The 23,989-nt window shown below is 73.0% G+C and carries 25 protein-coding genes; 10 read left to right on the plus strand and 15 right to left on the minus strand.

The genetic code is table 11. The annotated features are described in order from the left end of the window. Nucleotides 1-76 precede the first annotated feature (76 nt). The 3 genes from ACZ5UI_RS09080 to ACZ5UI_RS09090 are packed head-to-tail and all read left to right on the plus strand — an operon-like array spanning nucleotide 77 to nucleotide 3,235. On the plus strand, nucleotides 77-1,231 hold the full coding sequence (locus ACZ5UI_RS09080) for a PP2C family protein-serine/threonine phosphatase (protein WP_464196438.1): 1,155 nt from the start codon (nucleotides 77-79) through the stop codon (nucleotides 1,229-1,231). Between the two features lie 4 nt (nucleotides 1,232-1,235). Continuing rightward, the gene (locus ACZ5UI_RS09085; RefSeq protein WP_464196440.1) at nucleotides 1,236-2,789 is read left to right on the plus strand and encodes a sensor histidine kinase; all 1,554 of its coding nucleotides are present in this window, start codon (nucleotides 1,236-1,238) and stop codon (nucleotides 2,787-2,789) included. An 11-nt stretch (nucleotides 2,790-2,800) separates the two neighbouring features. Next, nucleotides 2,801-3,235 carry a response regulator gene (locus ACZ5UI_RS09090; RefSeq protein ID WP_464196442.1) on the plus strand — a complete coding sequence of 145 codons (435 nt, stop codon included), beginning with the start codon at nucleotides 2,801-2,803 and terminating at the stop codon, nucleotides 3,233-3,235. Here the strand turns inward: ACZ5UI_RS09090 and ACZ5UI_RS09095 are convergent. The 4 genes from ACZ5UI_RS09095 to ACZ5UI_RS09110 are packed head-to-tail and all read right to left on the minus strand — an operon-like array spanning nucleotide 3,232 to nucleotide 5,524. Further along, nucleotides 3,232-3,618: a RidA family protein gene (locus ACZ5UI_RS09095; protein ID WP_464196444.1), complete on the minus strand. Its 387-nt coding sequence runs from the start codon at nucleotides 3,616-3,618 to the stop codon at nucleotides 3,232-3,234. The two genes, ACZ5UI_RS09090 and ACZ5UI_RS09095, sit on opposite strands and share 4 nt — an antisense overlap. A 40-nt stretch (nucleotides 3,619-3,658) precedes the next feature. Next, nucleotides 3,659-3,832: a CsbD family protein gene (locus ACZ5UI_RS09100; RefSeq protein ID WP_464196446.1), complete on the minus strand. Its 174-nt coding sequence runs from the start codon at nucleotides 3,830-3,832 to the stop codon at nucleotides 3,659-3,661. Nucleotides 3,833-3,879: 47 nt separating this feature from the next. Beyond that, nucleotides 3,880-4,914, minus strand: a complete 1,035-nt coding sequence (locus ACZ5UI_RS09105) for a threonine aldolase family protein (protein ID WP_464196448.1) — start codon at nucleotides 4,912-4,914, stop codon at nucleotides 3,880-3,882. Nucleotides 4,915-4,924: 10 nt separating this feature from the next. Continuing rightward, a complete protein-coding gene (locus ACZ5UI_RS09110; RefSeq protein WP_464196450.1) occupies nucleotides 4,925-5,524 on the minus strand; it encodes a flavodoxin family protein in 600 nt (199 codons plus the stop codon). 62 nt (nucleotides 5,525-5,586) lie between these two features. Between ACZ5UI_RS09110 and ACZ5UI_RS09115 the strand changes: the two genes are divergently transcribed. Next, nucleotides 5,587-5,967, plus strand: a complete 381-nt coding sequence (locus tag ACZ5UI_RS09115; RefSeq protein ID WP_464196452.1) for a hypothetical protein — start codon at nucleotides 5,587-5,589, stop codon at nucleotides 5,965-5,967. On the opposite strand, the gene ACZ5UI_RS09120 is transcribed toward ACZ5UI_RS09115, so the two are convergent. Then, nucleotides 5,918-6,877, minus strand: coding sequence for an NAD-dependent epimerase/dehydratase family protein (locus tag ACZ5UI_RS09120; RefSeq protein ID WP_464196454.1), 960 nt, complete (start codon nucleotides 6,875-6,877; stop codon nucleotides 5,918-5,920). The two genes, ACZ5UI_RS09115 and ACZ5UI_RS09120, sit on opposite strands and share 50 nt — an antisense overlap. Nucleotides 6,878-6,906: 29 nt before the next feature. Here ACZ5UI_RS09120 and ACZ5UI_RS09125 point away from each other — a divergent pair, with 29 nt between their 5' ends. After that, nucleotides 6,907-7,794, plus strand: coding sequence for an RNA polymerase sigma-70 factor (locus ACZ5UI_RS09125; RefSeq protein WP_464196456.1), 888 nt, complete (start codon nucleotides 6,907-6,909; stop codon nucleotides 7,792-7,794). A gap of 5 nt (nucleotides 7,795-7,799) precedes the next feature. Here the strand turns inward: ACZ5UI_RS09125 and ACZ5UI_RS09130 are convergent, their stop codons facing one another. Then, entirely contained in the window at nucleotides 7,800-8,279 is a 480-nt protein-coding gene (locus ACZ5UI_RS09130; protein ID WP_464196458.1) for an N-acetyltransferase family protein, read from the minus strand. Nucleotides 8,280-8,300: 21 nt separating this feature from the next. On the opposite strand from ACZ5UI_RS09130, the gene ACZ5UI_RS09135 reads away from it, so the two are divergent. Beyond that, a complete protein-coding gene (locus tag ACZ5UI_RS09135; RefSeq protein WP_464196460.1) occupies nucleotides 8,301-8,696 on the plus strand; it encodes a DUF2237 family protein in 396 nt (131 codons plus the stop codon). Here ACZ5UI_RS09135 and ACZ5UI_RS09140 read toward each other — a convergent pair. Next, a complete protein-coding gene (locus ACZ5UI_RS09140; protein ID WP_464196462.1) occupies nucleotides 8,693-9,475 on the minus strand; it encodes an isocitrate lyase/PEP mutase family protein in 783 nt (260 codons plus the stop codon). The genes ACZ5UI_RS09135 and ACZ5UI_RS09140 overlap by 4 nt on opposite strands. Beyond that, nucleotides 9,472-11,562 carry a DUF6421 family protein gene (locus ACZ5UI_RS09145; RefSeq protein ID WP_464196464.1) on the minus strand — a complete coding sequence of 697 codons (2,091 nt, stop codon included), beginning with the start codon at nucleotides 11,560-11,562 and terminating at the stop codon, nucleotides 9,472-9,474. The genes ACZ5UI_RS09140 and ACZ5UI_RS09145 overlap by 4 nt, the downstream gene beginning before the upstream one ends. 113 nt (nucleotides 11,563-11,675) lie before the next feature. Between ACZ5UI_RS09145 and ACZ5UI_RS09150 the strand changes: the two genes are divergently transcribed. After that, nucleotides 11,676-12,104 (plus strand): Lrp/AsnC family transcriptional regulator, encoded by a 429-nt coding sequence (locus tag ACZ5UI_RS09150; RefSeq protein WP_464197792.1) that lies wholly within the window; start codon nucleotides 11,676-11,678, stop codon nucleotides 12,102-12,104. 7 nt (nucleotides 12,105-12,111) lie between these two features. Here ACZ5UI_RS09150 and ACZ5UI_RS09155 read toward each other — a convergent pair whose 3' ends face one another. Both ACZ5UI_RS09155 and ACZ5UI_RS09160 read right to left on the minus strand, forming a co-directional pair. Then, nucleotides 12,112-12,705, minus strand: a complete 594-nt coding sequence (locus tag ACZ5UI_RS09155) for a nucleotidyltransferase family protein (protein ID WP_464196466.1) — start codon at nucleotides 12,703-12,705, stop codon at nucleotides 12,112-12,114. Then, the gene (locus ACZ5UI_RS09160; protein WP_464196468.1) at nucleotides 12,702-13,991 is read right to left on the minus strand and encodes an NAD-binding protein; all 1,290 of its coding nucleotides are present in this window, start codon (nucleotides 13,989-13,991) and stop codon (nucleotides 12,702-12,704) included. The genes ACZ5UI_RS09155 and ACZ5UI_RS09160 overlap by 4 nt, the downstream gene beginning before the upstream one ends. A 135-nt stretch (nucleotides 13,992-14,126) precedes the next feature. On the opposite strand from ACZ5UI_RS09160, the gene ACZ5UI_RS09165 reads away from it, so the two are divergent. Then, nucleotides 14,127-16,028: an acetoacetate--CoA ligase gene (locus ACZ5UI_RS09165; RefSeq protein WP_464197794.1), complete on the plus strand. Its 1,902-nt coding sequence runs from the start codon at nucleotides 14,127-14,129 to the stop codon at nucleotides 16,026-16,028. Nucleotides 16,029-16,095: 67 nt separating this feature from the next. Then, entirely contained in the window at nucleotides 16,096-17,871 is a 1,776-nt protein-coding gene (locus tag ACZ5UI_RS09170) for an FAD-dependent monooxygenase (RefSeq protein WP_464196470.1), read from the plus strand. On the opposite strand, the gene ACZ5UI_RS09175 is transcribed toward ACZ5UI_RS09170, so the two are convergent. Genes ACZ5UI_RS09175 through ACZ5UI_RS09185 form a run of 3 tightly spaced genes read right to left on the minus strand, consistent with a single transcriptional unit; the run spans nucleotide 17,781 to nucleotide 21,069 of the window. Then, on the minus strand, nucleotides 17,781-19,136 hold the full coding sequence (locus ACZ5UI_RS09175) for an MFS transporter (protein WP_464196472.1): 1,356 nt from the start codon (nucleotides 19,134-19,136) through the stop codon (nucleotides 17,781-17,783). The genes ACZ5UI_RS09170 and ACZ5UI_RS09175 overlap by 91 nt on opposite strands. Beyond that, nucleotides 19,133-20,050: an alpha/beta hydrolase gene (locus ACZ5UI_RS09180; protein WP_464196474.1), complete on the minus strand. Its 918-nt coding sequence runs from the start codon at nucleotides 20,048-20,050 to the stop codon at nucleotides 19,133-19,135. The genes ACZ5UI_RS09175 and ACZ5UI_RS09180 overlap by 4 nt, the downstream gene beginning before the upstream one ends. Before the next feature lie 26 nt (nucleotides 20,051-20,076). Next, entirely contained in the window at nucleotides 20,077-21,069 is a 993-nt protein-coding gene (locus ACZ5UI_RS09185) for a sugar ABC transporter substrate-binding protein (protein WP_464196476.1), read from the minus strand. Here ACZ5UI_RS09185 and ACZ5UI_RS09190 point away from each other — a divergent pair. After that, the gene (locus tag ACZ5UI_RS09190; protein ID WP_464196478.1) at nucleotides 21,059-21,235 is read left to right on the plus strand and encodes a hypothetical protein; all 177 of its coding nucleotides are present in this window, start codon (nucleotides 21,059-21,061) and stop codon (nucleotides 21,233-21,235) included. The genes ACZ5UI_RS09185 and ACZ5UI_RS09190 overlap by 11 nt on opposite strands. 132 nt (nucleotides 21,236-21,367) lie before the next feature. Here ACZ5UI_RS09190 and ACZ5UI_RS09195 read toward each other — a convergent pair whose 3' ends face one another. Then, nucleotides 21,368-22,399: an ABC transporter permease gene (locus ACZ5UI_RS09195; protein WP_464196480.1), complete on the minus strand. Its 1,032-nt coding sequence runs from the start codon at nucleotides 22,397-22,399 to the stop codon at nucleotides 21,368-21,370. Continuing rightward, entirely contained in the window at nucleotides 22,399-23,973 is a 1,575-nt protein-coding gene (locus ACZ5UI_RS09200) for a sugar ABC transporter ATP-binding protein (RefSeq protein WP_464196482.1), read from the minus strand. The genes ACZ5UI_RS09195 and ACZ5UI_RS09200 overlap by 1 nt, the downstream gene beginning before the upstream one ends. Between the last annotated feature and the right edge of the window lie 16 nt (nucleotides 23,974-23,989).

The raw sequence follows: 23,989 nt of genomic DNA on the forward strand, positions 1-23,989 counted from the left end.
CGCGGAGGTCCGCCGCTTCGAATAGCATCGCCCTGTGTCCACCGCTCCACGGATGGCTGATGCGCTCCCTCCGTCGATGCGGGAGCCCGCGCGGGTGCTGCTCGTCGAGGACGACGAGGGCGACGCGTTTCTCGTCCGTGAGCTGCTGACCGAGGTCGCGCCGCAGATCACCATCGAGACGGTGACCACGCTGGCCGAGGCCGAGACGCAGGTGGCCGCCGCCGACTGCGCCCTGCTGGACCTCGGGCTGCCCGACACGCAGGGCCTCGACGGGCTCGTGCGCCTGCGCCGCGCCGCGCCGGACACCGCCGTCCTGGTGCTGACCGGCCACGACGACACCGCCCGGGGCATCGAGGCGGTCGCCGCCGGCGCGCACGACTACCTGGTCAAGGGCCGCGTCGACGGCGAGATCCTGGCCCGCTCGATCCGCTACGCGATCGCCCGCGGCCGGGCCGAGCGCTCCGAGCGCGCGCTGCTGGAGGCGCAGCTGCAGGCCCAGGAGAACGCGCGCCTGGAACGCGGCCTGCTGCCCACCGCGCTGCTGCGCGATCCCGACACGCAGCTGACCGCGGGCTACCGCCCCGGCCGGCGCCGCGCCGTGCTGGGTGGGGACTTCTACGACGTCGTCGAGCTGCCCGACGGCTCGTTGCACGTGGCGATCGGCGACGTGTGCGGCCACGGCGCCGACGAGGCCGCGCTCGGCGTCTCGCTGCGCATCGCCTGGCGCGCGCTGACGCTGGCGCAGCTGCCGCCGGCCGAGGTGCTGGCCACGCTGGAGCTGGTGCTGATCCACGAGCGCCACCGCCCCGACATCTTCACCACGTTCGCGCTGCTGACGATCGCGCCCGACCGCCGCACCGCCGACGTGTGGCTGGCCGGCCACCCCGCGCCGGTGGTCATCAACGGCGAGGCGCCGCGTGAGCTGCCCGTCGATCGCGTCCACCTGCCGCTGGGCCTGGACGAGCACCAGCCGTGGGAGTCGCGCACGGTGGAGCTGCCGGACGAGTGGACGCTGCTGCTGTTCACCGACGGGCTGATCGAGGGTCGCGTGGGTCGCGGCAGCGAGCGGCTCGGCGTCGAAGGGCTGACCGACGCGATCGCGGCGTTGGGAGGCGCCGGTCGCGACCCGCAGGAGCTGCTGGACGCGCTGCTGGGCCACGTCGAAGCGCTCAACGGCGGGCCGCACGCCGATGACGTGGCCGCTCTCCTCCTGTCCTCCCGCGCCCGCTGATCGCTTGAGCGACCCGACGATCGTCTCCCGCCGCCCGCTCGTCTCGCGCCTGCGCGCGGGTCAGTGGTTCACGGCCGCCGGCATCGCCCTGGCCGTGCTGCTGACCGTCTGCTTCGTCCTCGGCGTGGTGGCCATCACCCGCCTGACGGATGCGCGCCACCGGGTCATCGACCAGGTCGGCCCGACCCGCGTCGCCGCCCAGCAGCTGCTCACCGCGCTGGTCAACCAGGAGACCGGCATCCGCGGCTACGCGCTGACCGGCGATCGCAGCTACCTGGCGCCCTACGAACGGGGCCTGCGCGATCAGAAGGAGACGACCGCCGCGCTGGACGCCGGCGCCGCGGACATCGGGGACGACGAGCTGCTCGGGCGCGTGGCGGCGCTCAAGCGCGCGGTCGACGCCTGGAACCGCGACTACGTGCAGAACGCGCTCAGCGACGGCCGCGACATCTTCGACACCGCGGCCACCGACGTCGGCAAGCAGCGCTTCAACCAGGTGCGCGCCGCCTACGACCGCCTCGACGCAGACCTGACCGTGCGCCGGACCGAGGGCCGCAACGACCTGGCCAGCTCCGCGGACTTCCTGAGCTGGTCGTTCGCCGCGATCGCCGTACTGCTGGTGCTCGCGTTCATCGCGCTGGCCCTGCTCATCCGGCTGATCGTCTCACGGCCGCTGGCCCGCCTCAGCCGCGAGACGCGCCAGACCGCCAGCGGCGACTTCGATCACGCGATCCACGGCGACGGCGCGCGCGACATCGTCGACCTGGGCGAGGACATCGGCGCGCTGCGCCGGCGCGTCGTGCGCGAGCTGGAGGCCCTGAAGGACGCCAACCAGCGCCTCGACGACCAGGCGCTGGACCTGCGCCGCTCCAACGCCGAGCTCGAGCAGTTCGCCTACGTCGCCTCGCACGATCTGCAGGAGCCGCTGCGCAAGGTGGCCAGCTTCACCCAGCTGCTGCAGCGCCGCTACGGCGACCAGCTCGACGAGCGCGCCGACCAGTACATCGAGTTCGCCGTCGACGGCGCCAAGCGCATGCAGGCGCTGATCAACGACCTGCTCGCCTTCTCGCGCGTCGGCCGGATGGCCGAGGAGCCGGAGATCGTCGACATGGACGACGCGATGCAGACCGCGCTGGCCAACCTGGCCACCTCGATCGAAGAGGCGGGCGCGATCGTCGAGGTCGGCCACCTGCCCTCGGTCCGCGGCGAGCCCACGCTGCTGGCCGCGGTGCTGCAGAACCTCGTCGGCAACGCGATCAAGTTCCGCGGCCAGGCGCCGCCGCTGGTCGTGGTGAGCGTCGAGCGCGCCGACGACATGTGGCGCTTCTCGGTCTCCGACAACGGCATCGGCATCGAGCCGGAGTACGCCGACCGCATCTTCGTGATCTTCCAGCGCCTGCACCCGAAAGAGGTGTATGGGGGCACCGGCATCGGCCTGGCCCTGTGCCGCAAGATCGTCGAGTTCCACGGTGGACGCATCGAGTTGGACACGTCCGTACCGGAGGGGACCACTTTCCGCTTCACTTTGCCGGTACTCCAGGAGGACACCGACCGATGATTCCGCCCGACATGCCCCTCAAGCCCATCGACGTGCTGCTCGTCGAGGACGACCCGGGCGACACGTTGATGATCAAGGAGGCGTTCGCGGACAACAAGGTCCGCAACCGCCTCAACTGCGTCGCCGACGGCGTGGAGGCGCTTGCGTTCCTCCGCCGCGAGGGCCAGTTCGCCGACGCGCCGCGCCCCGACCTGATCCTGCTCGACCTCAACCTGCCCCGCAAGGACGGGCGCGAGGTCCTCGAAGAGGTCAAGGCCGACGCGGAGCTGCGCACGATCCCGGTCGTCGTGCTGACGACGTCCGAGGCCGAGGAGGACATCCTGCGCTCCTACTCGCTGCACGCCAACGCGTACGTGACCAAGCCCGTCGACTTCGAGCGCTTCATCGCCGTCGTGCGCCAGATCGACGAGTTCTTCGTCGAGGTCGTGCGCCTGCCGCGCTCCTAGGCGTCAGCCGCGGGGACGAACGCGACCGCGTCGACCTCGACCAGCGCGCCGCCCATCAGGCCGACGACCTGTACGGCGCTGCTCGTGGGCAGCAGCCCGCCCAAGCGGGCCGCGCGCACCGCGGTGAACGTGGCGTAGTCGTCGAAGCTGGTGACGAACACCGTGGTGCGCACCAGCTGCGCGAACGTGGCGCCCTCCGCCTGCAGCAGCGCGTCGAGGCGATCGAAGAGCACCTCCGACTGCTGGCGCAGGTCCCCCGGGGGCCGGATGCCGTCGAAGTCGATGCCGACCTGGCCGGCGATGTGGATCCATCGCCCCGGTCCGTCGACGCTGATCGCGTCGCTGTAGGTGCTCTTCGCCGCGGGCGTCCTGCGCATCGTCATGTCGCAGACGATGCCAGGCGCGCCCGGCGGCGGGTACCGCTCAGTCCTTGCGCAGGACGTCCTTGACCTTGTCGGCGGCGTCGCCGACCTTGTCCTTGATCGAGCCGCTGGCCTGGTCGACCTTGCCCTCGTTCTTCAGGCTCTTGTCGTCGGTCAGGTCGCCCGCAGCTTCCTTCACGCGGCCCTTGGCGGTGTCAATGGTTCCATCGGACATGTCTGTGTCCTTTCAGTCGATGACCCAGTGACCGCTGGTTTCCCCAGCTACCGGGCGTCGGCAAACATCGCCGTCCGCACCGCCGCGGCGAACGCGTCGACCTCGTCGGCCGTCGTGTCCCACGAGCACATCCAGCGCACCTCGCCGGTGTGCGGGTCCCACACGTAGAACGGCCACTGCTGCTGCAGCTGCTCGGTCACCGCGGGCGGCAGGATCGCGAAGACGACGTTGGCCTGCGCGTCCTGGGTGATCGTCACGCCGTCGACGTCGCGCACCGCGTCGGCCAGGCGGCGGGCCATCGCGTTGGCGTTGCCGGCCAGCGAGCGCCACAGCTCCCCCTCCAGCAGCGCGTCCATCTGCGCGGCCAGGAACCGCTGCTTGGAGGCGAGCTGCAGCGTCTGCTTGCGCAGGTACGCAAAGCCGTCGGCCAGCTCGGGCCGCAGGAAGACGACGGCCTCCACGGCCAGCGCGCCGACCTTCGTGCCGCCCAGGCTGACGATGTCCACGCCCACGTCGGTGGTCAGCGCGCGCAGCGGGAGGTCCAGCGCGGCGGCGGCGTGGGCCAGGCGCGAGCCGTCCAGGTGCAGGCTCAGGCCGTGCCCGTGGGCGCTGTCGGCCAGCGCCTGGATCTCCGCCGGCGTGTACAGGGTGCCCAGCTCGGTCGACTGGGTGATCGAGACCAGCCCGGCCTGCGCGGCGTGCTCGTCGCCGGCCCGCACGTTGAGGCGATCGATGTCCGCCGGGCGCAGCTTGCCGTCGGGGGTCACCGCGGTCATCAGCTTGACGCCGGCGATGAACTCCGGACCGCCGCCCTCGTCGACCGCGATGTGGGCGTTGGCCGTGCAGATCACGGCGGACGCGCGCCGGCAGGCGGCGCGGATGGCCAGCACGTTGGCGCCGGTGCCGTTGAAGACGAGGAACGAGCGGGCGTCGGCGCCGAACTCGCCGCGCAGGCGCTCCTCGACCCGGGCGGTCAGGGGATCGTTGCCGTAGGCGGGGGCGTGTTCGGCGTTGGCCGCGGCCACGGCCTCGAGGACCGCGGGATGCGCTCCGGCGTAGTTGTCGCTGGCGAAGGACTTCACGCGCCTCAGGCTACGAGGCTCTCCACGACTCCAGCGCCTTGGCCACGCGCAGCAGGTTGGCCGCGGCGGTCTGGCCGGTGGTCGTCGACCACTCGCGCTCGTCGGTGGTCAGCCACTCCTCGTCGCCCGGTCCCGGGCCCTTGTTCCAGTAGGTCCAGTTCTGGCCCGGCTGGGTGTAGCCGATGTCGTTGAGCGCCTGGCCGATCTCGGCGATCACGTGATGGGCGCCGTCCTCGTTGCCGACCACGACGATCCCGGCGACCTTCCCGAAGGCGACCGGCGTCTCACCGTCGCCCTGCGTCTCGGCGATCATCCCGTCCATCCGCTCCAGCGCCCGCTTGGCCACGCTGGACGGCTGCCCCATCCAGGTCGGGCTGGCCATCACCAGGATGTCGGCGGCCAGCAGCTTGGCGTGGATCGCCGGCCACTCGTCGCCGTCGGAGATGGCCTCCGACAGGACGCCGGGGTCGATCTGGTGGTCGGTCAGCCGGACCACCTCGGTCTCGACGCCGTCCTCGCGCAGCGCGGACAGCACCACGTCGGCCAGCGACTCGGCGTTGGACGGCTCGGGGGACCGCTTCAGGGTGCAGACGAGACAGAGGGCGCGCATGGCGTCCGCGCTACCCCGGCCGTGCGGGAGGAGAACCGATCCTGGCGCCGTACCAGGCATCCATGCCCAACACGCTGGACGGCCGGGCCAGCCGGCTGCTCGATCTGATGCGCGAGGCCGACGACGAAGCGGTCACGCTCGACGAGCTGGAGATCGCCGGGATCGAGGATCCCGCCGCCGCGCTGCTGGCCCTGGAGCTGGCCGGCTACGGCCTGGAGCGCGTGATCGACCGCACCGAGCGCGGCGCCGAGCTGCCCTGCGTGCGGCTGGCCCGCACGACCTGGCCGATCGACGCCGCGCCGACGATCGAGTTCGCCCCCGTCGCCCCACCCGTTGTCCGCTCCGACCCGGATACCGGGCTCGATCGGACAACGGTGGTCGTGGTGGCGCTGCTCACCCTCGGGCTGGCGTGGCTGCTGCGCGCTGCCCTCCGAGCGCGCTGAAGCCCTCGCGCCACGTCGGCCAGGCCGGCGTCCAGCCCAGCTGCGCCTTGATCTTCGCGTTGGACGCGCCGCGCGCCTCGCACATCATCACGACGAGGTGCTCGCCCATCAGGCGGGCCACCCAGCGCGGCACGTGGCGCGGCTTGGGGGCGTCGATCGCCTGGGCCAGCACCGGCAGCCACTCGCGCACGGGCGCCGGCGTGTCGTCGACCACGTTGAACGTCCCGCGCGCGTCCTGCTCCAGCGCGGCCAGGGTGGCCGATGCGGCGTCGTCGATGTGGCAGAACGACCAGATCCCGCCGCCGTCGCCCACGATCGGGAACTTGCGCGCGCGGACCATCTCCCACTGGTCGGCCCCGGGGGCCATGCCGGTGCCCGGCCCGTAGAACCCGCCGTAGCGCAGGACCGTGCCGCCGAACTCCGTGGCCGCGCGCTCGGCGTGGCGGATCGCCGCCAGGCTCGTGCGCAGCTGCTTGGGCGGGTCGGGGTCCAGCGGATCGGTCTCGGACTTCACCGGGCCGCCGGTGCGCGCGTAGGGCCAGCTGGTGAACGACTGCACGACCGCCCGTTCCACGCCGGCCAGGCGCGCGGCCTCCAGCAGGTGGTCGGTGCCCTCGGTGCGCAGGCGGTTGGTCAGCGCGAAGGCCTGCTCGACCTTGCGGAAGTCCGACAACCCGCTCAGCGCGGTCATCTGGTGCACGACCGCGTCCGGCCGGGCGGCGGCGACCGCGGCGATCACGCCGGCCCGATCGAGGCCGTCGACCACGACCGGCGTGGCGCCGAGCTCGATCAGCTGGGCCGCCTTGTCGGCGCTGCGGGTCGTGCCGGTGACGGTGTGGCCGTGCTCAATCGCCTGGGGAATGAGGGCGCGCCCGACCGCGCCGGTCGCGCCTGCGAGGAAGATGTGCATGCCCCTCCGACGAGACGGCGTGCCACCCTGTGACAGTGGCCCCCGTCGACGAGCTGCGCCCCCTGTCGTTCTCGGTCGCCTACCGCATGCTCGGATCCGTGGCCGAGGCCGAGGACGTCGTCCAGGAGGCGCTCCTGCGACTGCACGACGCCGAGGCGGTCGACAACCCCGAGGCGTGGCTGACCACCACGACGACGCGGCTGGCCATCGACGTGCTGCGCTCGGCCCGCGTGCGGCGCGAGACGTACGTCGGCCCGTGGCTGCCCGAGCCGATCGTCGAGGACGTGGCCACCGCCCAGGTCGAGGACGCCGAGACGATCTCGCTGGCCTTTCTCGTGCTGCTCGAGCGGCTGACCCCCGAGGAGCGCGCGGTGCTGGTGCTGCGCGACGCGTTCGACTACGGCTTCCCGGAGATCGCCGAGGTGATCGGCAAGAGCGAGGCCAACACGCGCCAGATCCTGTCGCGGGCGCGGCGGCACATCGACGCCGAACGCCCACGCTTCGAGCCCGACCCGCAGCAGCGCATCGAGCTGGCCGTGCGGTTCCTGCAGGCCGCCCGCGAGGGCGACATGGAGGCGCTGGTGGCGATGCTCGCCCCCGACGCCGTGCTCACGGGCGACGGCGGCGGCAAGGCGGTGGCCATCGGGCGCCCGCTGGTCGGCGCGGCGGCGATCGCGCACGCGCTGCGGGCGTTCGCCGTGCGGGGCGACACCTACTGGGGCATCGAGATCGTGCCGGCGCTGGTCAACGGCCAGCCCGGCTTCCGCACGCTCGACCCCGAGGGCCGGCTGATCAACGTGATGACGGTCGACGTCGTCGACGGCCGGGTGGCGCGCGTGTTCTCGATGCTGAACCCCGACAAGCTGGGACACCTGAGCGAGCTGTCGACGCTCGGCCTGCGGCCCGAGAGCCGCTAGAGCCGTTAGAGCCGCTTGCGGTAGACGACCAGGTCGTCGGCGTAGCCCAGGCGCTCGTAGAAGCGCCGCGCGCCCGCGTTGGGTCCGGCCACCATCAGGTCCATCGCCTCGTAGCCGCGCTCGCGCGCCTCGGCCTCGGCGGCGGCCATCAACCGCTCCCCCACGCGCTGACCGCGCGCCTGCGGCAGCGTCACCAGGTCCACGACGTGCAGCGACGTGCGCGGGTAGGGCCAGGTCGCCGAGCGGCCCTGGTCGGGCTCGCAGATGGCCATGCCGACGAGCTCGTCACCGTCGCGTGCGACGAACAGCGCGCCGCCCTCCTGGAGGATCTCGCGGTAGTCCTTGGACCGGAGCTCCCAGCCCTCGGCCTCCGGGCGCAGGGGGCCGAAGGAGGGCGCGACCGCGTGGTGATGAGCGCGCAACGCGTTCCACAACGGGCGCAGCGACTCGATGTCGGTGTCGTCGGCACGCAGGACCTCGATCATTCCCGCGATACTGGCACGGTGGTGAACGAACGCAACGTGCTCGGCGGATCGCTCGAGCCGTGTGGGACGGAGCCGATGACCGGCTTCTATCGCGACGGCTGCTGCGCCACGGGCCTGCAGGACCGCGGCAGCCACACGATCTGCGCCGTCGTCACCGCGGACTTTCTCGAGCACCAGCGCTCGATCGGCAACGACCTGTCGGCCGCGATGCCGCACTTCAACTTCCCGGGCCTGGTGCCCGGCGACCGCTGGTGCGTGACCGCGCACAACTGGCTGCGGGCCTACGAGGACGGCGCGGCGGCGTTCGTCGTGCTGGCCTCGACGAACCAGCGGGCGCTGGAGGTCGTGCCGATGGACGCGCTGCGCGAGCTGGCGGTCGACGTGCCCGCCGACGCCTCGAGCATCGACGATCTCTAGAAGCCGGGCGACGAGGCGTCGAGGACCGACAGGTCCCCGCCGAGCACGGCCCGGCCCGCGGAGGCCAGCGCCGCGTAGGCCACCCAGGCCAGGCTCCCGCCGACGCTGACGCGCTGGGCCCCGGCGCCGGTGATGTCGGCCAGCGACAGGTCACCCCAGGCCAGCACGTTGACCGGCTTGCCGACCGCGGCGCACACCGTGGCGATCTCCTCGACCGTGGCCAGGCCGGGCGCGTACAGCACGTCGGCCCCGGCGGCCTCGTAGGCCTGCAGGCGGGCGATCGTGTCGTCCAGGTCCGGGTTGCCGCGAATGTGGTTCTCGGCCCGGGCGGTGAACGTGAACGGGACGTCGAGCGCGTGTGCCGCCTGGGCCGCGGCGGCCACCCGCTCGGCCGCCTCCCGCGGGTCGTACAGGCGCCGCTGCACCGGGTCCCAGTCCTCGATCGAGCCGCCCACGGCGCCCGCGGCGGCGATCCGCTCGATCGCCCGCACCGCGTCGGCCGCGGCCGGGCCGTAGCCGTTCTCCATGTCGACCGAGACCGGCAGCGCGGTCGCCGCGCTGAGGACCGCGACGTGCGCGACCAGCTCGTCGAGGGTGACGCTGCTGTCGGCCCGCCCCAGCGTGGCGGCGAAGCCGGAGCTCGTCGTGGCCAGCGCCGGGAAGCCGATCGACTCCAGCACGCGCGCCGAGCCCGCATCCCAGGGGTTGGGGATCACGAACGCCGGGCCGGCGTGCAGCGCGGCGAACGCCTCCCCCTTCTCCCGCTGGGTGACGCTCATGCCGCGACGGCCTCCGGGGCCAGCTTGCCCTGCAGCGACACGTAGAACAGCGACAGCGGGAACTCGTCGGCCAACACCTCGTCGACGTACGGGCGCGGGTCGGCGGTCTCCTCGAACGCGCGCACGCCGGTGACCCAGCGCGACCCGGACGCGGAGGGCACGAACTCGGCGACGAGGTCGTGCGCGGCCGACCAGTGCTGCAGCTTCGTGCGCGAGATGCCGGCCCGGTAGAGCGCCTCGACGCGCTCGCGCAGCTCGAGCACGCCCTCGGCGACGTGCTCCCACTCGATCGTCAGGCGGTTGTCGGTCCAGTGCAGCCGCCGCGTGGCGTGCAGGTAGCCGAACAGCAGCTGCCCGCCCAGCCCGTCGTAGTTGCGCACGCGCGGCCCGGTGATCGGGAAGCGGAACAGGCGGTCGAACAGGATCGCGTACTGCACGTGACGGGCCACCCACAGCCCCTCGCGCTCGAGGCTGACGGCCTCGGAGAACGCGGTCAGGTCACAGCGCAGCTCCTCCAGGGCGTACATCCAGTACGGCATGCGCTGGCGGATCATGAACGGGTCGAACGGCAGGTCGCCGTGGCTATGCGCGCGGTCGTGGACCAGGTCCCACAGCTCGAACGCGTCGCGGGAGAGCTGCTCGCTGGACAGCAGCCCCGCCGCGTCGGGCGGCAGGTTCAGGCGCAGCACGTCGACCGCACGCGAGGACGTCGCGCGGAAGCGCGCGGCCTCGCGGTCGCAGAAGATCCCGCCGAAGTGGTTGGCCGGGCGCCGGGCCACGCTGACCGTCTCCGGGAACAGGACGGCGCAGTCGCTCTCGTAGCCGGCGGTGTAGTCGATCAGCGTGACGGGGACGAACTTGCCGTTGTCGTAGCGGGTGCGCTCCAGCTCCGACAGCCAGCCCGGCCACGGCACGCCGACGAGCAGGGCCTCGAAGACCTTGTCGCGCGAGCCGTTCTGCTTGTACATCGGGAAGACGACCAGGTGCTGCATCCCGTCGGCGCGCTGCAGATCGGGCCGGAAGGCCTCCAGCGCCTCGGTGAAGTCGGGCTGGGCGAAGCCGCCGTCGGCCCAGGCGCGCAGGTCGGTGACGACCGCCGCCAGGTAGTCGGCCTGGTGCGCGAACAGCGGCGCCAGGCCCTCGATCGCGGCGATGATCGTCTCCACCCGCGCGCGCACCTGCTGGGGATCGTGGGCGGTCAGGTCCACCGCGCCGTCGAACTCCTGCTGCAGGCGCAGCGCGTCGACCTCGGCCTTCAGCGTCGCCCAGTGCGCGGAGTCGCGCGCGGGCGCGGGCGGGACGTGGGCGGCCCGGCGGAAGGCGCCGGCGGCGGCCCACTCGACGAGGTTGGCCCACAGCTGCTCGTGGTCGAGCGCCTCGATGCAGTCGTCGCCGAACAGGTCGGAGTCGGCCACCACCACGACGCGGCCGGCGTCGGCCTGAGCAGCGACGATCAGCGGCGCGCCCGGGACCGAGGCGGTGGGCGACGTGCGCGCGAGCACGCGCGGCTCGGTGGCCGACGGCTCGACGGTCAGCGTGGTCGCGCGGTAGAAGCAGGCCTCGTGCACGCGAGCGAGCAGGTCGACGCCGTCGCGCACGGACTCGAAGTCCGGGAGGATCCAGCTCGGCGCCCGCCGGTGGCGCTTGTAGTCGGACACGATGTCGTTGGCGATGCCCACGCCGAAGCGGCCGGTCAGCTCGGCCAGGTTGTTGCCGTACTTGGCCTGCTCCTCCTCGGCCAGCACGACCAGGCCGCCGCCGGCCCGCACGAAGGCCTCGACGGCGTCGAGCTCCGCGAGCGTCAGACGGGGCGACCCGCCGCCCGGTACGGTTCGCTCCCAGGCGGGCTCGGATGGATGAGCGATCACGAGCACGTCGGCGCCGGCGAGCGCCGCGGCGTCCAGCGGACCCGAGTCGTGCGTGGCGATCTCCAGGTCCCGGCGGCGCAGGGCGTTGGCGGCGCGCACATAGGACGAATCGGCGGGATGCGACGGCTGCATCTCCGCAGCGATCTCCGCCCGAACGGACCACGCCTCGCCATGGGCTTCGTCGAACAGCACGCGAGCATTGGCGGGGCGAGACTCCATGAGACCTCCGGGGCGGTCGAACGAGGGGGAACGGAACGGAACAGTCACGTTAGCGGTCGCCCATGACGGAACGGGTGGCATTTCGCTGCGATTTGTTGCATGATCGTTACGTGATTGATGAGATTGACCAGCAGATTGTTACGCTCCTCCTCGAAGACGGCCGGCGCTCCTACGGCGACATCGGGCGCCACGTGTCGCTCAGCGCCCCGTCGGTCAAGCGCCGCGTCGACGCGCTCCGGGCCAGCGGGGCCATCACCGGCTTCACCGCCCGCCTCAACCACGACGCGCTCGGTCAGACGACCGAAGCGCTGGTCGAGCTGTTCTACACCCCGGGCACGCTGCTGGACGAGGTCGCCGCCGGCCTGCGCGCCGTGCCCGAGGTCGTCGAGGCCTGGAGCGTGACCGGCGACGCCGACGCGATCGCCCGGGTGCGCACGAGCTCCAACGCCGATCTGGAGCGCGTGATCCGGCGCCTGCAGCTGGACGGCAGCGTCCGCCGGACCCGGTCCCAGGTCGTCCTGTCGCGGCTCGTCGCGCGGTAGGGGCGCTTCAGGCGTCGAAGCGGTCGCGCAGGGCGTCGAGCGCCTCGGGCGTGTCGACGTCGCCGGCGTCGGGCCAGGCCGACGCGTCGAGCTCCATCACGACCGCGTCGCGCAGGAGCTCGCGCGCGCCCGCGTCGCCGGTCAGCGCGCCCACGCCGGCCAGCAGCGACGCCCGCACGGCAACCGGGTGCGTCGGGCGTCCGTCACACATCGGCCGCACCGCCCCGACCTCCGGCGCGGCCGCCGCCGCGACCGCGAGCACGGCGTCGATCATCGAGGCCGTCACGCCCGGCCCGTCGGCCAGGACGACGACGATCCACTCCGCGCCGCCACACGCCGCCACCCCGCAGCGCAGCGACGCCGACATCCCGTCCGCCCAGTCCCCACACTCGACGACCTCGGCCCGTCCCGGTGCGAACGCCGCGCGGACGGCCGCGGCCCGCGCGCCCACGACGACGACGACGCGCGACGCCGCCGACGCGCACGCCGCGTCGACCGACCAGGCCACCACCGGCCGCCCGCCGAGCGCGGCCAGCAGCTTGCCCTCGCCCCCGAACCGCGACCCCGCGCCGGCCGCCAGCACGAGCGCGCAGGACGTCACCGGGGGAACTGCTCCACCGACCCGTCGGCCTGCAGCAGCCACGTCTCGTCCCCGACGGCGAACCCGCGCACGTGGTCGTCGCCCAGCGCCGAGCCGGCCAGCGCGACCGCGGCGATCCGCACCACGTCGACGGCCACGCCGATCGGGAACAGCGCCTGCGTCTCGCGCGTGACCTCGTTGGAGCCGGCCCGCAGCACGGTGCGCAGCTGCGGCGCGACGGCCAGGGCCGTGACCGCGACGTTGACGTTGACCAGCTCGTCCGAGGTGACCGCGGCCAGCGCCCGTGCCCGTCCCAGCGACAGCCGCTCGAACACGAACCGGTCGCCGCCCCGGCCGATCACGATGGGGATCTTGCGCTGGCGGGCGATCCGCACCCACGGCGAGTCGATGTCCTGCTCCACCGCGATCACCGGGATGTTCAGCCGCCGCAGCTCCAGGCACAGGCGGAAGCCCACCTGGCCGAGCCCGACGACGACGACGTGATCGAAGCGGGGCACGGTGCGCGCGCCGATGATCCCCGTCAGCCGCGCGCTCTCGAAGCGGCGCACGACCGATGCGGTGAAGACGGCGACGAGCACGAGCGCGACGGCGATCGTCAGGACGGCGTACACGTGCAGCCAGGCCGGGCCGTGGTCGACGACCGGCGAGGAGCCCACGGTCGCCGTGACCTTCGTCGCGTTGTAGAGCGCGGTGTCGAAGGACTCGTGGGAGTGCAACGCGACGATCAGCGCCTCCAGCAGCACCAGCGCGAACAGCGCCAGCAGCGTGCCCAGCATCACGCGCGACATCGGGTCATACGGCCGCAGCTGCTCGGCCATCCGGCGCAGGAACCGATGGTGGCGGGGCGGCGGGTGGTGGTCGAGGTCGACGACCTGCGGCTCGGCCCCGTTGGCCACCGCCACGAAGTTGCCGTTCGGCTCGCGCTGCAGCATGGCCAGGCGCGCGTCGACGCACGGGCCGAGCACGGCCCCCAGCGCCGCGTCGGCCATCGACAGCACCTCGCAGTTGGGGATCGCGGCGACCACCTGATCGGCGACGGTGCGGTCGAAGATCGTCACGATCAGCCGCACGCCCGGGCGCAGGTACTCGACCAGCAGCGCGGTCCGCAGCACGGCGATGTCGTCGCGCGAGACGACGACGACCGCGCCGACGTCGCCCTCCAGCTCACGGCGCAGCTCGCGATCGTTCCAGCGCCGCAGGCGGCGCACCGGGCGCCCCGCGGCGACCAACGAGTCGTCGACCCCGCTCGCCAGGGCTCCGTCGCCCATGACCAGGATCGACTGCATTCCCGCAATCGTACGTGGCGCGCCGCCGTCGCCGTGAGTATCAGGTAGCCGTACATCGACTTCGGTAGAGTCCGCCGCGTGAGAGAGGGAGACGTGCTGTGGACGCCTCCGGCCGACGCGCGTGAGCACACCGCGATGGGCCGGTTCATGACCTTCGTCAACGATCGCTTCGGGCTGTCGCTGCAGGACGGCGACGAGCTGCAGAGCTGGTCGACGACCGAGATCGAACGGTTCTGGGAAGCGATCTGGGACTTCTACGGCGTGCGCGCGCACGCGCCGTACGAGACCGTCCTGGTCGAGCGCGTGATGCCCGGCGCGCGGTGGTTCCCAGGCGCGCGGCTGAACTACGCCGAGCACCTCTTCGGCCTGGACGAGGACCGCGACACGATCGCCGTCACCTCGCGCTCGCAGTCGCGCGACGAGCTGAGCTTCACGTTCGGCGAGCTGCGCGAGCAGGTGGCGCGCGCCCGCGTCGGGCTGCAGCGCCTCGGCGTCGGTCCCGGCGACCGCGTCGCCGCCTACCTGCCCAACATCCCCGAGACGCTGATCGCCTTCGCCGCGACGGCCAGCCTGGGCGCCGTCTGGGCCAGCTGCGCGCCCGAGTTCGGCGCGCGCAGCGTGGTCGACCGCTTCGGCCAGATCGAGCCCAAGGTGCTGGTGGCCGTCTCGGGCTACCGCTACGGCGAGAAGTGGGTCGACCGCAACGACGAGGTGGCCGCGATCCGCGCCGGCATCCCGTCGATCGAGCACGTCATCGACATCCCCTACGGCGGGACCCAGCTGGCCGACAGCCTGGCCTGGGACGCGTTCGTGGCCGAGACCGCGCCGCTGGAGTTCGCCTCCGTGGCCTTCGACCACCCGATGGTCGTGCTGTTCTCGTCGGGCACCACGGGGCTCCCGAAGGCGATCATCCACGGGCACGGTCTGCTGGTCGAGCAGATGAAGACGCTCGGGCTGATCTGGGACGTCCAGGCCGGCGATCGCCTGCAGTGGTTCACGACGACCGCCTGGATGATGTGGAACTCGCTCATCTCGGCGCTGCTGCTGCGCGCCTCGGTGGTCATGCTCGACGGCAACCCGGCCTATCCGGACCCGTCGATGCAGTGGGCGATGATCGACGAGCTGAAGTCCACCCACACCGGCCTGGCCCCCGCGTTCATCATGAGCTGCCGCAAGGCGGGCATGACCCCGGGCCGCGACTACGACCTGTCCTCGCTCAAGCAGCTGGTCGCCGCCGGGTCGCCGCTTCCGCTGGAGGGCTACGGCTGGATCTACGAGCAGCTCGCGCCGCACACGCTGCTCAACAACGGCAGCGGCGGCACCGACGTGTGCTCGGGCATCGTCAGCGGGTCGCCGCTGAGCCCCGTCTACGCCGGCGAGATCGCCAGCCGCAGCCTGGCCATCGCCTCCGACGCGTTCGACCCCGACGGCCACCCGATCGTCGGCGAGCTCGGGGAGCTGGTCATCACCGAGCCGATGCCCTCGATGCCCGTCGGCTTCTGGAACGACCCGGACGGCCGCCGCATGCAGGCCGCCTACTTCGACGTGTACCCGGGCATCTGGCGCCACGGCGACTGGATCCGCTTCACCGATCGCGGGTCGTGCGTCATCACCGGCCGCTCGGACGCGACGCTCAACCGCGGCGGCGTGCGCCTGGGCACCAGCGAGCTGTACGCGGTGGTCGAGGACGTCGACGAGGTCCTCGACTCGCTGATCGTCCACCTCGAGGACCGCGAGGGCGGCAACGGCGAGCTGATCCTGTTCACCGTGCTGCGCGACGGCGTCGAGCTCGACGACGACCTGCGCACGCGCGTGGCCCGCTCGCTGCGCGACGCGCTCAGCCCGCGCCACGTGCCCGACACGATCGTCGCCGTGCCCCACATCCCGCGCACGATGACCGGCAAGAAGCTCGAGGTCCCGGTCAAGCGCATCCTGCAGGGCGCCGCGGCCGACCAGGTGGCCAGCCGCGACGCGCTGGCCGAGCCCGACGCGCTCGAGGCCTACGTCGCGTTCGCCTCGGCGCGGCCGCCCGCGTAGGGGCGCGCGTTCCGGCGCTCGGAACGCGCAGGTTCCCGCGCGCCGCGCGCCCAAGTAGGCAGGGGGTGTGAGCGCACATCCAGAAGTCGGTGTCCTGATCGTCGGCGGCGGCGGCTGCGGTCTGAGCGCCTCGATCATGCTCTCGGACCTGGGCGTCGACCACCTGCTGGTCGAGCGCCATCCGGGCACCGCGATCATGCCCAAGGCGCACGAGCTGAACCCGCGGACGATGGAGATCTTCGGCCACCACGGCGTGGCCGAGGACGTGTACCGGCTCGGCGCCGCGTTCGAGCACAACTGCTCCGCGCGCTTCTACACCAGCCTGGGCGGAACCGAGCCCTGGCACCGGCGTCTGCTCTACCGCCAGGACGCCTGGTCGGGCGGCGCGCTGACCGCCCACTACCGCCCGCTGACGCCCTACCGGCACGGCAACCTCCCCCAGCTCCAGCTCGAGCCGCTGCTGCGCGAGCACGCCGCGGCGCGCAACCCCGAGAACGTGCGCTTCCACCACGAGCTCGTGGCCTTCGCCCAGGACGCCGACGGCGTGACCGCGACGATCCGCGATCGCGACAGCGCCACCGAGTTCGACGTCCGCGCGAGCTACCTGCTGGGGGCCGACGGCGGGCGCTTCGTGGGGCCGGCACTGGGCATCACGATGGACGGTCCCGAGCCGTTCGTGCACACCATCAGCGTCCACTTCGCCGCGAACCTCGCCCCGTGGATGGACAGCGACGACGCGATCATCCACTCGATCGTACGCCCCGAGCTGGACGGCACGTGGCTGCGCACCGGCTGCCTGGCCGTCGGGCCGACCCGCTTCGACCGGCACTCCGAGCAGTGGGTGGCCACGATCACCCTGCCGCCCGGCCAGGAGGACCGCCCGTTCGACGCCGAGCTGGCCGCCGCCGGGGTGCGCGAGCGCCTGGGGATCGACGACCTCGACCTGGAGGTCATCCGGTTCACGCGCTGGCAGGTCGACGCGCTGCTGGCCGACCGCTACGGCGAGGGCCGCGTGCTGATCGCCGGCGACGCCGCACACCGCCACTCGCCGTTCGGCGGGCTGGGGCTGAACACCGGCATCCAGGACGCGCACAACCTGACCTGGAAGCTGGCCGCGTGCGTCAACGGCCAGGCCGACGACGCGCTGCTGGCCTCGTATGAGGCCGAACGCCGCCCGGTCGGCCGGCGCAACGTCGACTTCGCCACCACCGCGTTCTTCGGGCACCTGGGGATCTCCGGCGCCTTCGGCGTGCTGCCCGGGGCGCCGGTCGAGCACAACCGCCGCTCGCTGGAGGCGCTGTTCGCCGACACCGAGGACGGCCGCCGGCGCTTCAGCCGGCTGCAGGAGATGTTCCGCACGCTGCGCCTGGAGTACGGCGCCGCCGACGTGGAGCTCGGCTTCCACTACGGCGACAGCCCGGCCGTGGTGCCCGACGGGACCGTCGCGCCCTGCTCGGATCCCTACGGCCACGTGCACGTGCAGACCGCCCGCCCCGGCCATCGCCTCCCCCACGCGTGGCTGGATCGCTACGGCCGCACGGTCTCCACGCACGAGCTCCTCGGCGTCGGCCGGTTCCTCCTCCTGGCCGGCGCCGAGGGCGAGGCGTGGTGCGAGGCCGCCACCGAGCTGGGCATCGAGGCCCACGCCATCGGCGCGCCCCATCCGCTGCGCGATCGCGACGACGTCTGGTGCACGCTGCGCGGTCACGCCGACGACGGCGCGGTGCTCGTGCGCCCGGACGGGCACATCGCCTACCGCAGCGAGCGGCTGCCCGCCGATCCGGCCGCGGCGCTCGACGGGGCGTTGGCGGTCGCACTGGGCCGCTCCGTGCTGCGCACCTGAACGGCCAGCAGCCCGGCGGCCACCGCCAGGCCCACGCCCACCGCGAACGCGGCGCCGAACCCGCTGGCGGCCGTGGCCGCCGCGAGCTGCGCACCCAGCGCGCCGCCCGCGGTGCGCATGACCGCGTTGACGCCGATCGCCGTCGCCGTCTGTGCCGCCGGTGAGTCGGCCACCAGGAGCGCGTTCATGCCGGCGAACGCGGAGCCCATGGCCAGGCCCAGCACGCCGCCCCACAGCGCGAGGGCCAGCGCGCTGTCACGCCACACGAGCAGACCGGCCAGCGCCACCGCCGCCAGCGCGACACCGCCGCTCAGCGCTCGACGCGGCGCGATCGATCGGCCACCGACCGCGAAGCCGGCGGCGACCATGGCCAGGCCGTAGGGGAACCACAGCAGTCCGGCCGCGGTGGCGTCGAGGTGCAGCGCTCGGGCCGCCACCAGCGGGATCAGCACGAACGCGCAGAAGTTCGCGGCCGAGATGAGCAGGCAGACCGCGTTGACCAGCGCAGGCGTGCGCCGCGCCAGCTGGCGGACGTCGACCAGCGGGTCCGCGCGGCCGCGTTCGACGGTGACCCAGACGACCAGCAGCGCGCCTCCGACCGCCGCGACGCCCACCGTCGGGGCAGCCAGCCAGCCCCAGCGCGCGCCCTCGCTGATCGCCAGCATCAGCGCGGTCAGCGCGCCGGCCAACAGCGCGGCGCCCAGCCAGTCGATCGCCCGCTGCACCCGCGCGCCCGACGGCGCCGCGGTCGCCATCACGCCCACGCCGCCCAGGAGCGCCATCGCGGCGACGCACCAGAACACCCCGGCGTATCCGACCGTCTCGGTGATCCACCCGCCGGCGGCGACCCCGATCGCCACGCCGATCCCCAGGCTGGCCGTGATCGCGGCCACGTCGCGGTTCAGTCGGCCCGGCGGGGCCTGCTCGCGCACGAGGCCCAGCGCCAGCCCGAACGTCGCGCCGCCCACGCCCTGCAGCGCGCGGCCCGCCAGCAGCACGTCCAGGTTCGGCGCCAGCGCACAGACCACCGACCCCAGGGCGACCGCCCCGACGACTGCGACGAGCACGCGCCGGCGCCCGTACGTGTCGCCCAGCCGCCCGAGGATCGGCGCGGTCACCGTCGCGGCGATCAGCGTGAGCGTGAAGATCCAACCCGCCGCAGTCGTCGAGGCGCCGAAGTGCGTCTGGATCGCGGGCAGGACGGAGATCGCCGCCGCCTGGGCGACGGTGAACGAGGACGTGGCCAGCAGCAGCGCGGCGATCACAAGCGTGCGCCGAAGAAGCGGGCGGCGGCCGCGGCCGTACGCTCGCGATGTTCGGCGTAGACGCCGTAGTGGCCGCCGCCCACCAGGAGGCGCTCGACCGGCGCGTCGGCCTCGGCGATCGCTGCGGCGATCAGGTCGGTGGGCGTGATCGTGTCCGCGTCGGCGTAGACGACCAGCAGCGGTGCGCGCCGCGCGGCCGCAGCGAGGCTGCGGCCCGGCTCGTAGGCGGCGTAGCGCTCCAGCGAGCGCGCCGTCACCCGGTTGCGCCAGGTGCGCAGGCGCTCCGGCGGCAGGTCGGCGTAGAAGCGCCAGCGGTCGGCGTCGGCGTAGGCGTGGTCCGGCGCGGGCGGCAGGTCGGCCGGGGCGACGGGCACCGCCGACGGCTGGGTCTCCCCGATCGGTCGCCCGCCGACGTCGGCCGAGACGACCAGCTCGTCGGGTGTCCGCTGGGCCATCCGCTCCCGGGTCGCCGCGTCGTAGCGTCGGCGCGTCGTCTCGCTCCCGGAGATCGTGGGCACCTGGGCCACGGTCGCGCGCACGAGCGGATCCCGCGCCGCGACGCCCAGGACGTGCCCGCCGCTGTAGCTGGTGCCCCACACGCCCAGCCGCGCGGCATCGACGTCAGCGTGCGCCGCGACCGCCCGGAGCACCGACCGGTAGTCGCTGACCTGCTGCTCCGGGTCGATGTCGCCGCGCGGTCCGCTGCTGGCCCCGAAGCCGCGACGATCGAAGACGACCGCCGCGATCCCGGTCCGGGCGATCGCGGCGGCGACGTAGTCGAGGTTCATCTCCTTCACGGCCGCCCAGCCGTGCGCCAGGACGACGGCGGGCCACGGAGGCGGGGTGTCCGGCGTCACGAGCCACGCGTGCAAGCGCGCGCCGGGGACGTCGAACCAGAGGCTGGAGGCCGCCACGCGGCCTCCAGCCAGTGGCGCCTGGGCTACTTGCCCCACAGCTCCTTGTACTTGGTCTGGTAGTCGAAGCCGCCCTGCCAGCCCATCGGGTCCAGCTCCGTGTCGGCCGTGATGTAGCGCTGCGGCGCGACGTAGTTGGAGTCGGTCTCCTGGTCCAGCGCGGGAACGTCCTGACCGGCGAAGATCCGGGCGAGGCCGTCCACCAGGTCCCAGCCGATCCACTCGCCCGCCTGGCCCACCGAGGCGACCTCGTCGCCGGCCTTGATCGCGTCGACCGATGGCGGGTCGCCACCAACGCCGACGATCTTGACCTTGCCCTTCTTCTGGGCCTGGGCGATGCCCTGCTGGATGAAGACGTTGACCGTGTCGAACGGCGGCACGATGTAGTCGATGTCCGGGTTGTTGCGCAGCGACTGCGTGACCTTGCCCGACAGCCGCTGGGCGGCCAGCGCGAGCGTGAAGTCCGTCGAGTCGACGATCTCGCAGTCCGGGCACATCTCCTTCAGCTGGACGGCGAACTCGTCGGAGGCCTGCTTGGTCTCGGGGAACTCGTCGTCGCGGACGACCAGGACCTTGGCCTTGCCGCCGGAGTCCTTGGCCACGTAGGCGGCCTGCGCCCGTGCGCTGTCGGTGCGGTTGGGGTTGACCTTGACCTGTGCCTCACCGGCGGTGCTCAACCCCGCGGCGACGGGAACGCCCGCGGCCTCGGCCGACTTGATCGCCCCGGCGACGACCGCCGGTGGGATCGCGGCCAGCGCGATGCCGTCCGTCTTGTCGGCGACCGCGCTCTTGATCGCCTGGTTCCAGACGGTCGGGTCGCTGCGTCCGTCGACCACCTTGACCTCGTAGCCGAGCGCCTCGCCGGCCGCCTTCACGCCGTTGCCGACGCGCACGCAGGTGATGCCCTGCGAGCCGCAGATGATGACCGTGAGCTTCTTGCCCGTGGGCGGTGTGACCTTGTCCTCCGGCCCCGGCCACTCCACCGGGCTGGAGAACTCCTCCACCGTCTTGTCGGCCAAGGCCAGCGAATCATCGGCCGCGGTGGTCGGCGTCGCCGCCGCTGTCGTGTCGGCCGGCGCCGCCGCACTCGTCCCTGTCGAGCTGTCGTCGCTGCTGCCGCATGCGGCGAACGCCAGGCTCGTGGCCAACGCGACGGCAACCGCTCCGCTCCTCCTGGTGAGCTGAAGCACTCTCACCTCTCCTCTCTCGTGGTAGCGAGACACCCGCGCGCGACGATGTGCCGCGCAATGCCAGCAAAGCCGCTCGGAGGCCCCGCAGGAAAGCGCGTCGTTCCGGCTCCCGGAACAGCGGCCTCAATCAGGTGGCGACGGCGCCGCGGCGGCGCTCGACCAGCGCCGAGACGATGAGCGCGATCAGCAGCGCGCCACCGTAGAACAGCTGCTCGACGTAGAACTGCGCACCGAGCGACTGCAGGCCCGTGACCCCGGTGGCCAGCAGGTAGATGGCCAGCACCGTGCCGGCCGAGTTGAAGCGCCCGGGCCGGAAGGCGGTCGCGCCCAGGAAGGCCGCGGCGTAGGCCGGCAGCAGCGCGCCCAGGCCGACGGTCGGTGCGGCGGCGCCGAGGATCGTCACCGACAGCACCCCGGCCAGGCCAGACAGCAGCGCGGCGAGCACGAAGCACTGCAGCGTCACGCGCTGGGTGCGCACGCCGGCCAGCAGCGCCGCCCGCGGGTTGCCGCCGGTGGCGTGGCACTCCCGCCCCCACGACGTGTACTCCATGGCCAGCCACAGCACGAGCGCGATCACGACCACGTAGATGAAGGGCAGCGGGATGTCGATCACGTTGTTCAGCCCGAGGTTGGTGAACGACGTCGGCAGCGGCCCGCTGATCGTCTCGTCCTTGCCGTACAGCTGGGTCAGCCCGAGCACGAGCGTGCCGGTGCCCAGCGTGGCGATGAACGAGTTCAGGCGCAGCCGCGTGACGAGCACGCCGTTGACCAGCCCGCAGACCAGGCAGGCGGCCACGCCGGCGCCCGCGGCCGGGAAGGCCGACCAGCCGTTCTTGATCATCAGGCCGGCGCACAGCGTCTGGGCCATGCCGAGCTGGAAGCCGATCGAGACGTCGAACTGGCCGACGATCAGCGGCAGCGTCGCGGCCAGCGCCAGCAGCGCGACCACGGCCTGCGTGGAGGCGATCGTCTGGGCGTTCTCCAGCGTCGGGAACGTGTCGGACTTCAGCAGCGAGAACAGCGCCGCGACGAGCACGAACAGCAGAACGAGCGCGTACCGGTTGAAGAAGTCGCCGGCCCGCCCCTCGCGCCGGCCGCTCGGCTCGGCGGGCTGGGTCGCCGCCGGGATGACCGCGTCGGTCTGCGGTTCAACGCTCATCAGGACTCCTTGGGGACAGTCGGGCGGACGGGGCCGTAGCTCGCGCGGGCGAGGTTGCTGGAGGTGAGCGCCTCGCCGGTCAGCTCGGCCGTGACCCGGCCGTGCCACAGGACGATCGCGCGGTCGGCCTCGGAGGCCACCTCGTCGAAGTCGGTCGAGGCCAGGAGCACGGCGGCCCCGGCGTCGGCCGCCTCACGGATGATCTGGTGCAGCTGCGCGCGGGAGCCGATGTCGACCCCGGCGGTGGGGTCGTCGACGACCAGCAGGCGCGGCCCGCGGCGCAGCGCCCGGCCCATGATCGCCTTCTGCTGGTTGCCGCCGCTGAGCGCGGCCAGCGGCTGATCCAGGCGCCCGCGCGGGCGGATGTCGAAGCGCTCGGCCAGCTGGCCGGCCTCGCCGCGCTCGCGCCGGGGCCGGCGCACCGCGCCGTCGCGGCCGCCGGCGCCGCTCAGGCGCTTGAGGAACAGGTTCTCGCGGACGTTGAGCGTGAACACCCCGCCCGCCGCCTGGCGATCGCCGGGCACGTAGGTGCAGCCGTGGTCGCGCAGGCGCGCCGGACGGCCCAACGGCAGCTCGTCGCCCTCCAGCGTCGCGTCACCGCCGACCGGGGCCGCGGCGCCGCCGACCAGCGCGGCCAGCTCGCGTGCGCCGCAGCCGACCAGGCCGCACACGCCGAGGATCTCCCCCTCCTGGATGCGGAAGGAGACCGGCTCGTGCAGGCCCGGGCCCTCGAGCTCGCGCACGACCAGGCGCTCGATGCCCGACGGCGGACGCTCGCGCACCCGGCGGGTCGCGTCGTCCTGCATCGCCTCGGCTGCCGCATCCCCTAGGATCCAGCTGACCACCTGCTCGTGGTCGACGTCGGCGACCGCCGCGGTGGCCACCCGGCGCCCGTTGCGCAGCACGGTCACGCGGTCGGCCAACCCGAAGATCTCGTCGATGCGATGGGTCACGTAGACGAAGCCCAGGCCGGCGGCGCGCGCGACGCGCAGCGAATCGGCCAGGCGGACCGCCTCCGGAGCGGGCAGGCTCGAGGTGACCTCGTCCAGGACGATCGCCCGAGCGTTGAGCGAGAAGGCCCGGGCCACGGCAACCATCACCTTCTGGTCCTGGCCCAGCGTGCCCACCGCGGCGTGCGGCGAGACGTCGAGCTCCAGGCGCTTGAGCAGCGCGGCGACGGTGCGCTCGGTGCCCGGGAACGAGATCAGCCCGGTGCGCCGGCGCGTGTAGCCCGCGCTCAGCGCGATGTTCTCGGCGATGCTCAGGTGATCGAGCAGGCCCAGGTCCTGGTGGACGAAGGCCACGCCCGCCGCGGTGATGTCGGCCGGCGTGAAGCGCGTCGGCAGGTCGGTCTCGCCGACGCGCACCTCGCCCTCGTCGCGGGCCACCACCCCGGCCAGCGTCTTGACCAGCGTTGACTTCCCGGCGCCGTTCTCGCCCAGCAGCGCGTGGATCTCGCCGGCCCGCAGGTCGAAGTCGACCGCTTCGAGCGCGTGCACGCCGCCGAAGCGCTTGCTGACCGCCCGCATCGAGATGAGCGGGAGGTCAGCGGTGGTCTGCGGCTCGTCGGACATCGAGACGGATCTCACC

Source organism: Conexibacter sp. JCM 18997 (assembly GCF_055391915.1).

Coding starts and splice junctions, on each gene's coding strand:
- ACZ5UI_RS09095 (WP_464196444.1), bottom strand. CDS start 3,618: ATGACGATGCGCAGGACGCCCGCGGCGAAGAGCACCTACAGCGACGCG.
- ACZ5UI_RS09090 (WP_464196442.1), top strand. CDS start 2,801: ATGCCCCTCAAGCCCATCGACGTGCTGCTCGTCGAGGACGACCCGGGC.
- ACZ5UI_RS09145 (WP_464196464.1), bottom strand. CDS start 11,562: ATGGAGTCTCGCCCCGCCAATGCTCGCGTGCTGTTCGACGAAGCCCAT.
- ACZ5UI_RS09165 (WP_464197794.1), top strand. CDS start 14,127: ATGGGCCGGTTCATGACCTTCGTCAACGATCGCTTCGGGCTGTCGCTG.
- ACZ5UI_RS09160 (WP_464196468.1), bottom strand. CDS start 13,991: ATGCAGTCGATCCTGGTCATGGGCGACGGAGCCCTGGCGAGCGGGGTC.
- ACZ5UI_RS09140 (WP_464196462.1), bottom strand. CDS start 9,475: ATGAGCGTCACCCAGCGGGAGAAGGGGGAGGCGTTCGCCGCGCTGCAC.
- ACZ5UI_RS09110 (WP_464196450.1), bottom strand. CDS start 5,524: ATGCGCGCCCTCTGTCTCGTCTGCACCCTGAAGCGGTCCCCCGAGCCG.
- ACZ5UI_RS09200 (WP_464196482.1), bottom strand. CDS start 23,973: ATGTCCGACGAGCCGCAGACCACCGCTGACCTCCCGCTCATCTCGATG.
- ACZ5UI_RS09130 (WP_464196458.1), bottom strand. CDS start 8,279: ATGATCGAGGTCCTGCGTGCCGACGACACCGACATCGAGTCGCTGCGC.
- ACZ5UI_RS09100 (WP_464196446.1), bottom strand. CDS start 3,832: ATGTCCGATGGAACCATTGACACCGCCAAGGGCCGCGTGAAGGAAGCT.
- ACZ5UI_RS09080 (WP_464196438.1), top strand. CDS start 77: ATGCGGGAGCCCGCGCGGGTGCTGCTCGTCGAGGACGACGAGGGCGAC.
- ACZ5UI_RS09120 (WP_464196454.1), bottom strand. CDS start 6,877: ATGCACATCTTCCTCGCAGGCGCGACCGGCGCGGTCGGGCGCGCCCTC.
- ACZ5UI_RS09195 (WP_464196480.1), bottom strand. CDS start 22,399: ATGAGCGTTGAACCGCAGACCGACGCGGTCATCCCGGCGGCGACCCAG.
- ACZ5UI_RS09115 (WP_464196452.1), top strand. CDS start 5,587: ATGCCCAACACGCTGGACGGCCGGGCCAGCCGGCTGCTCGATCTGATG.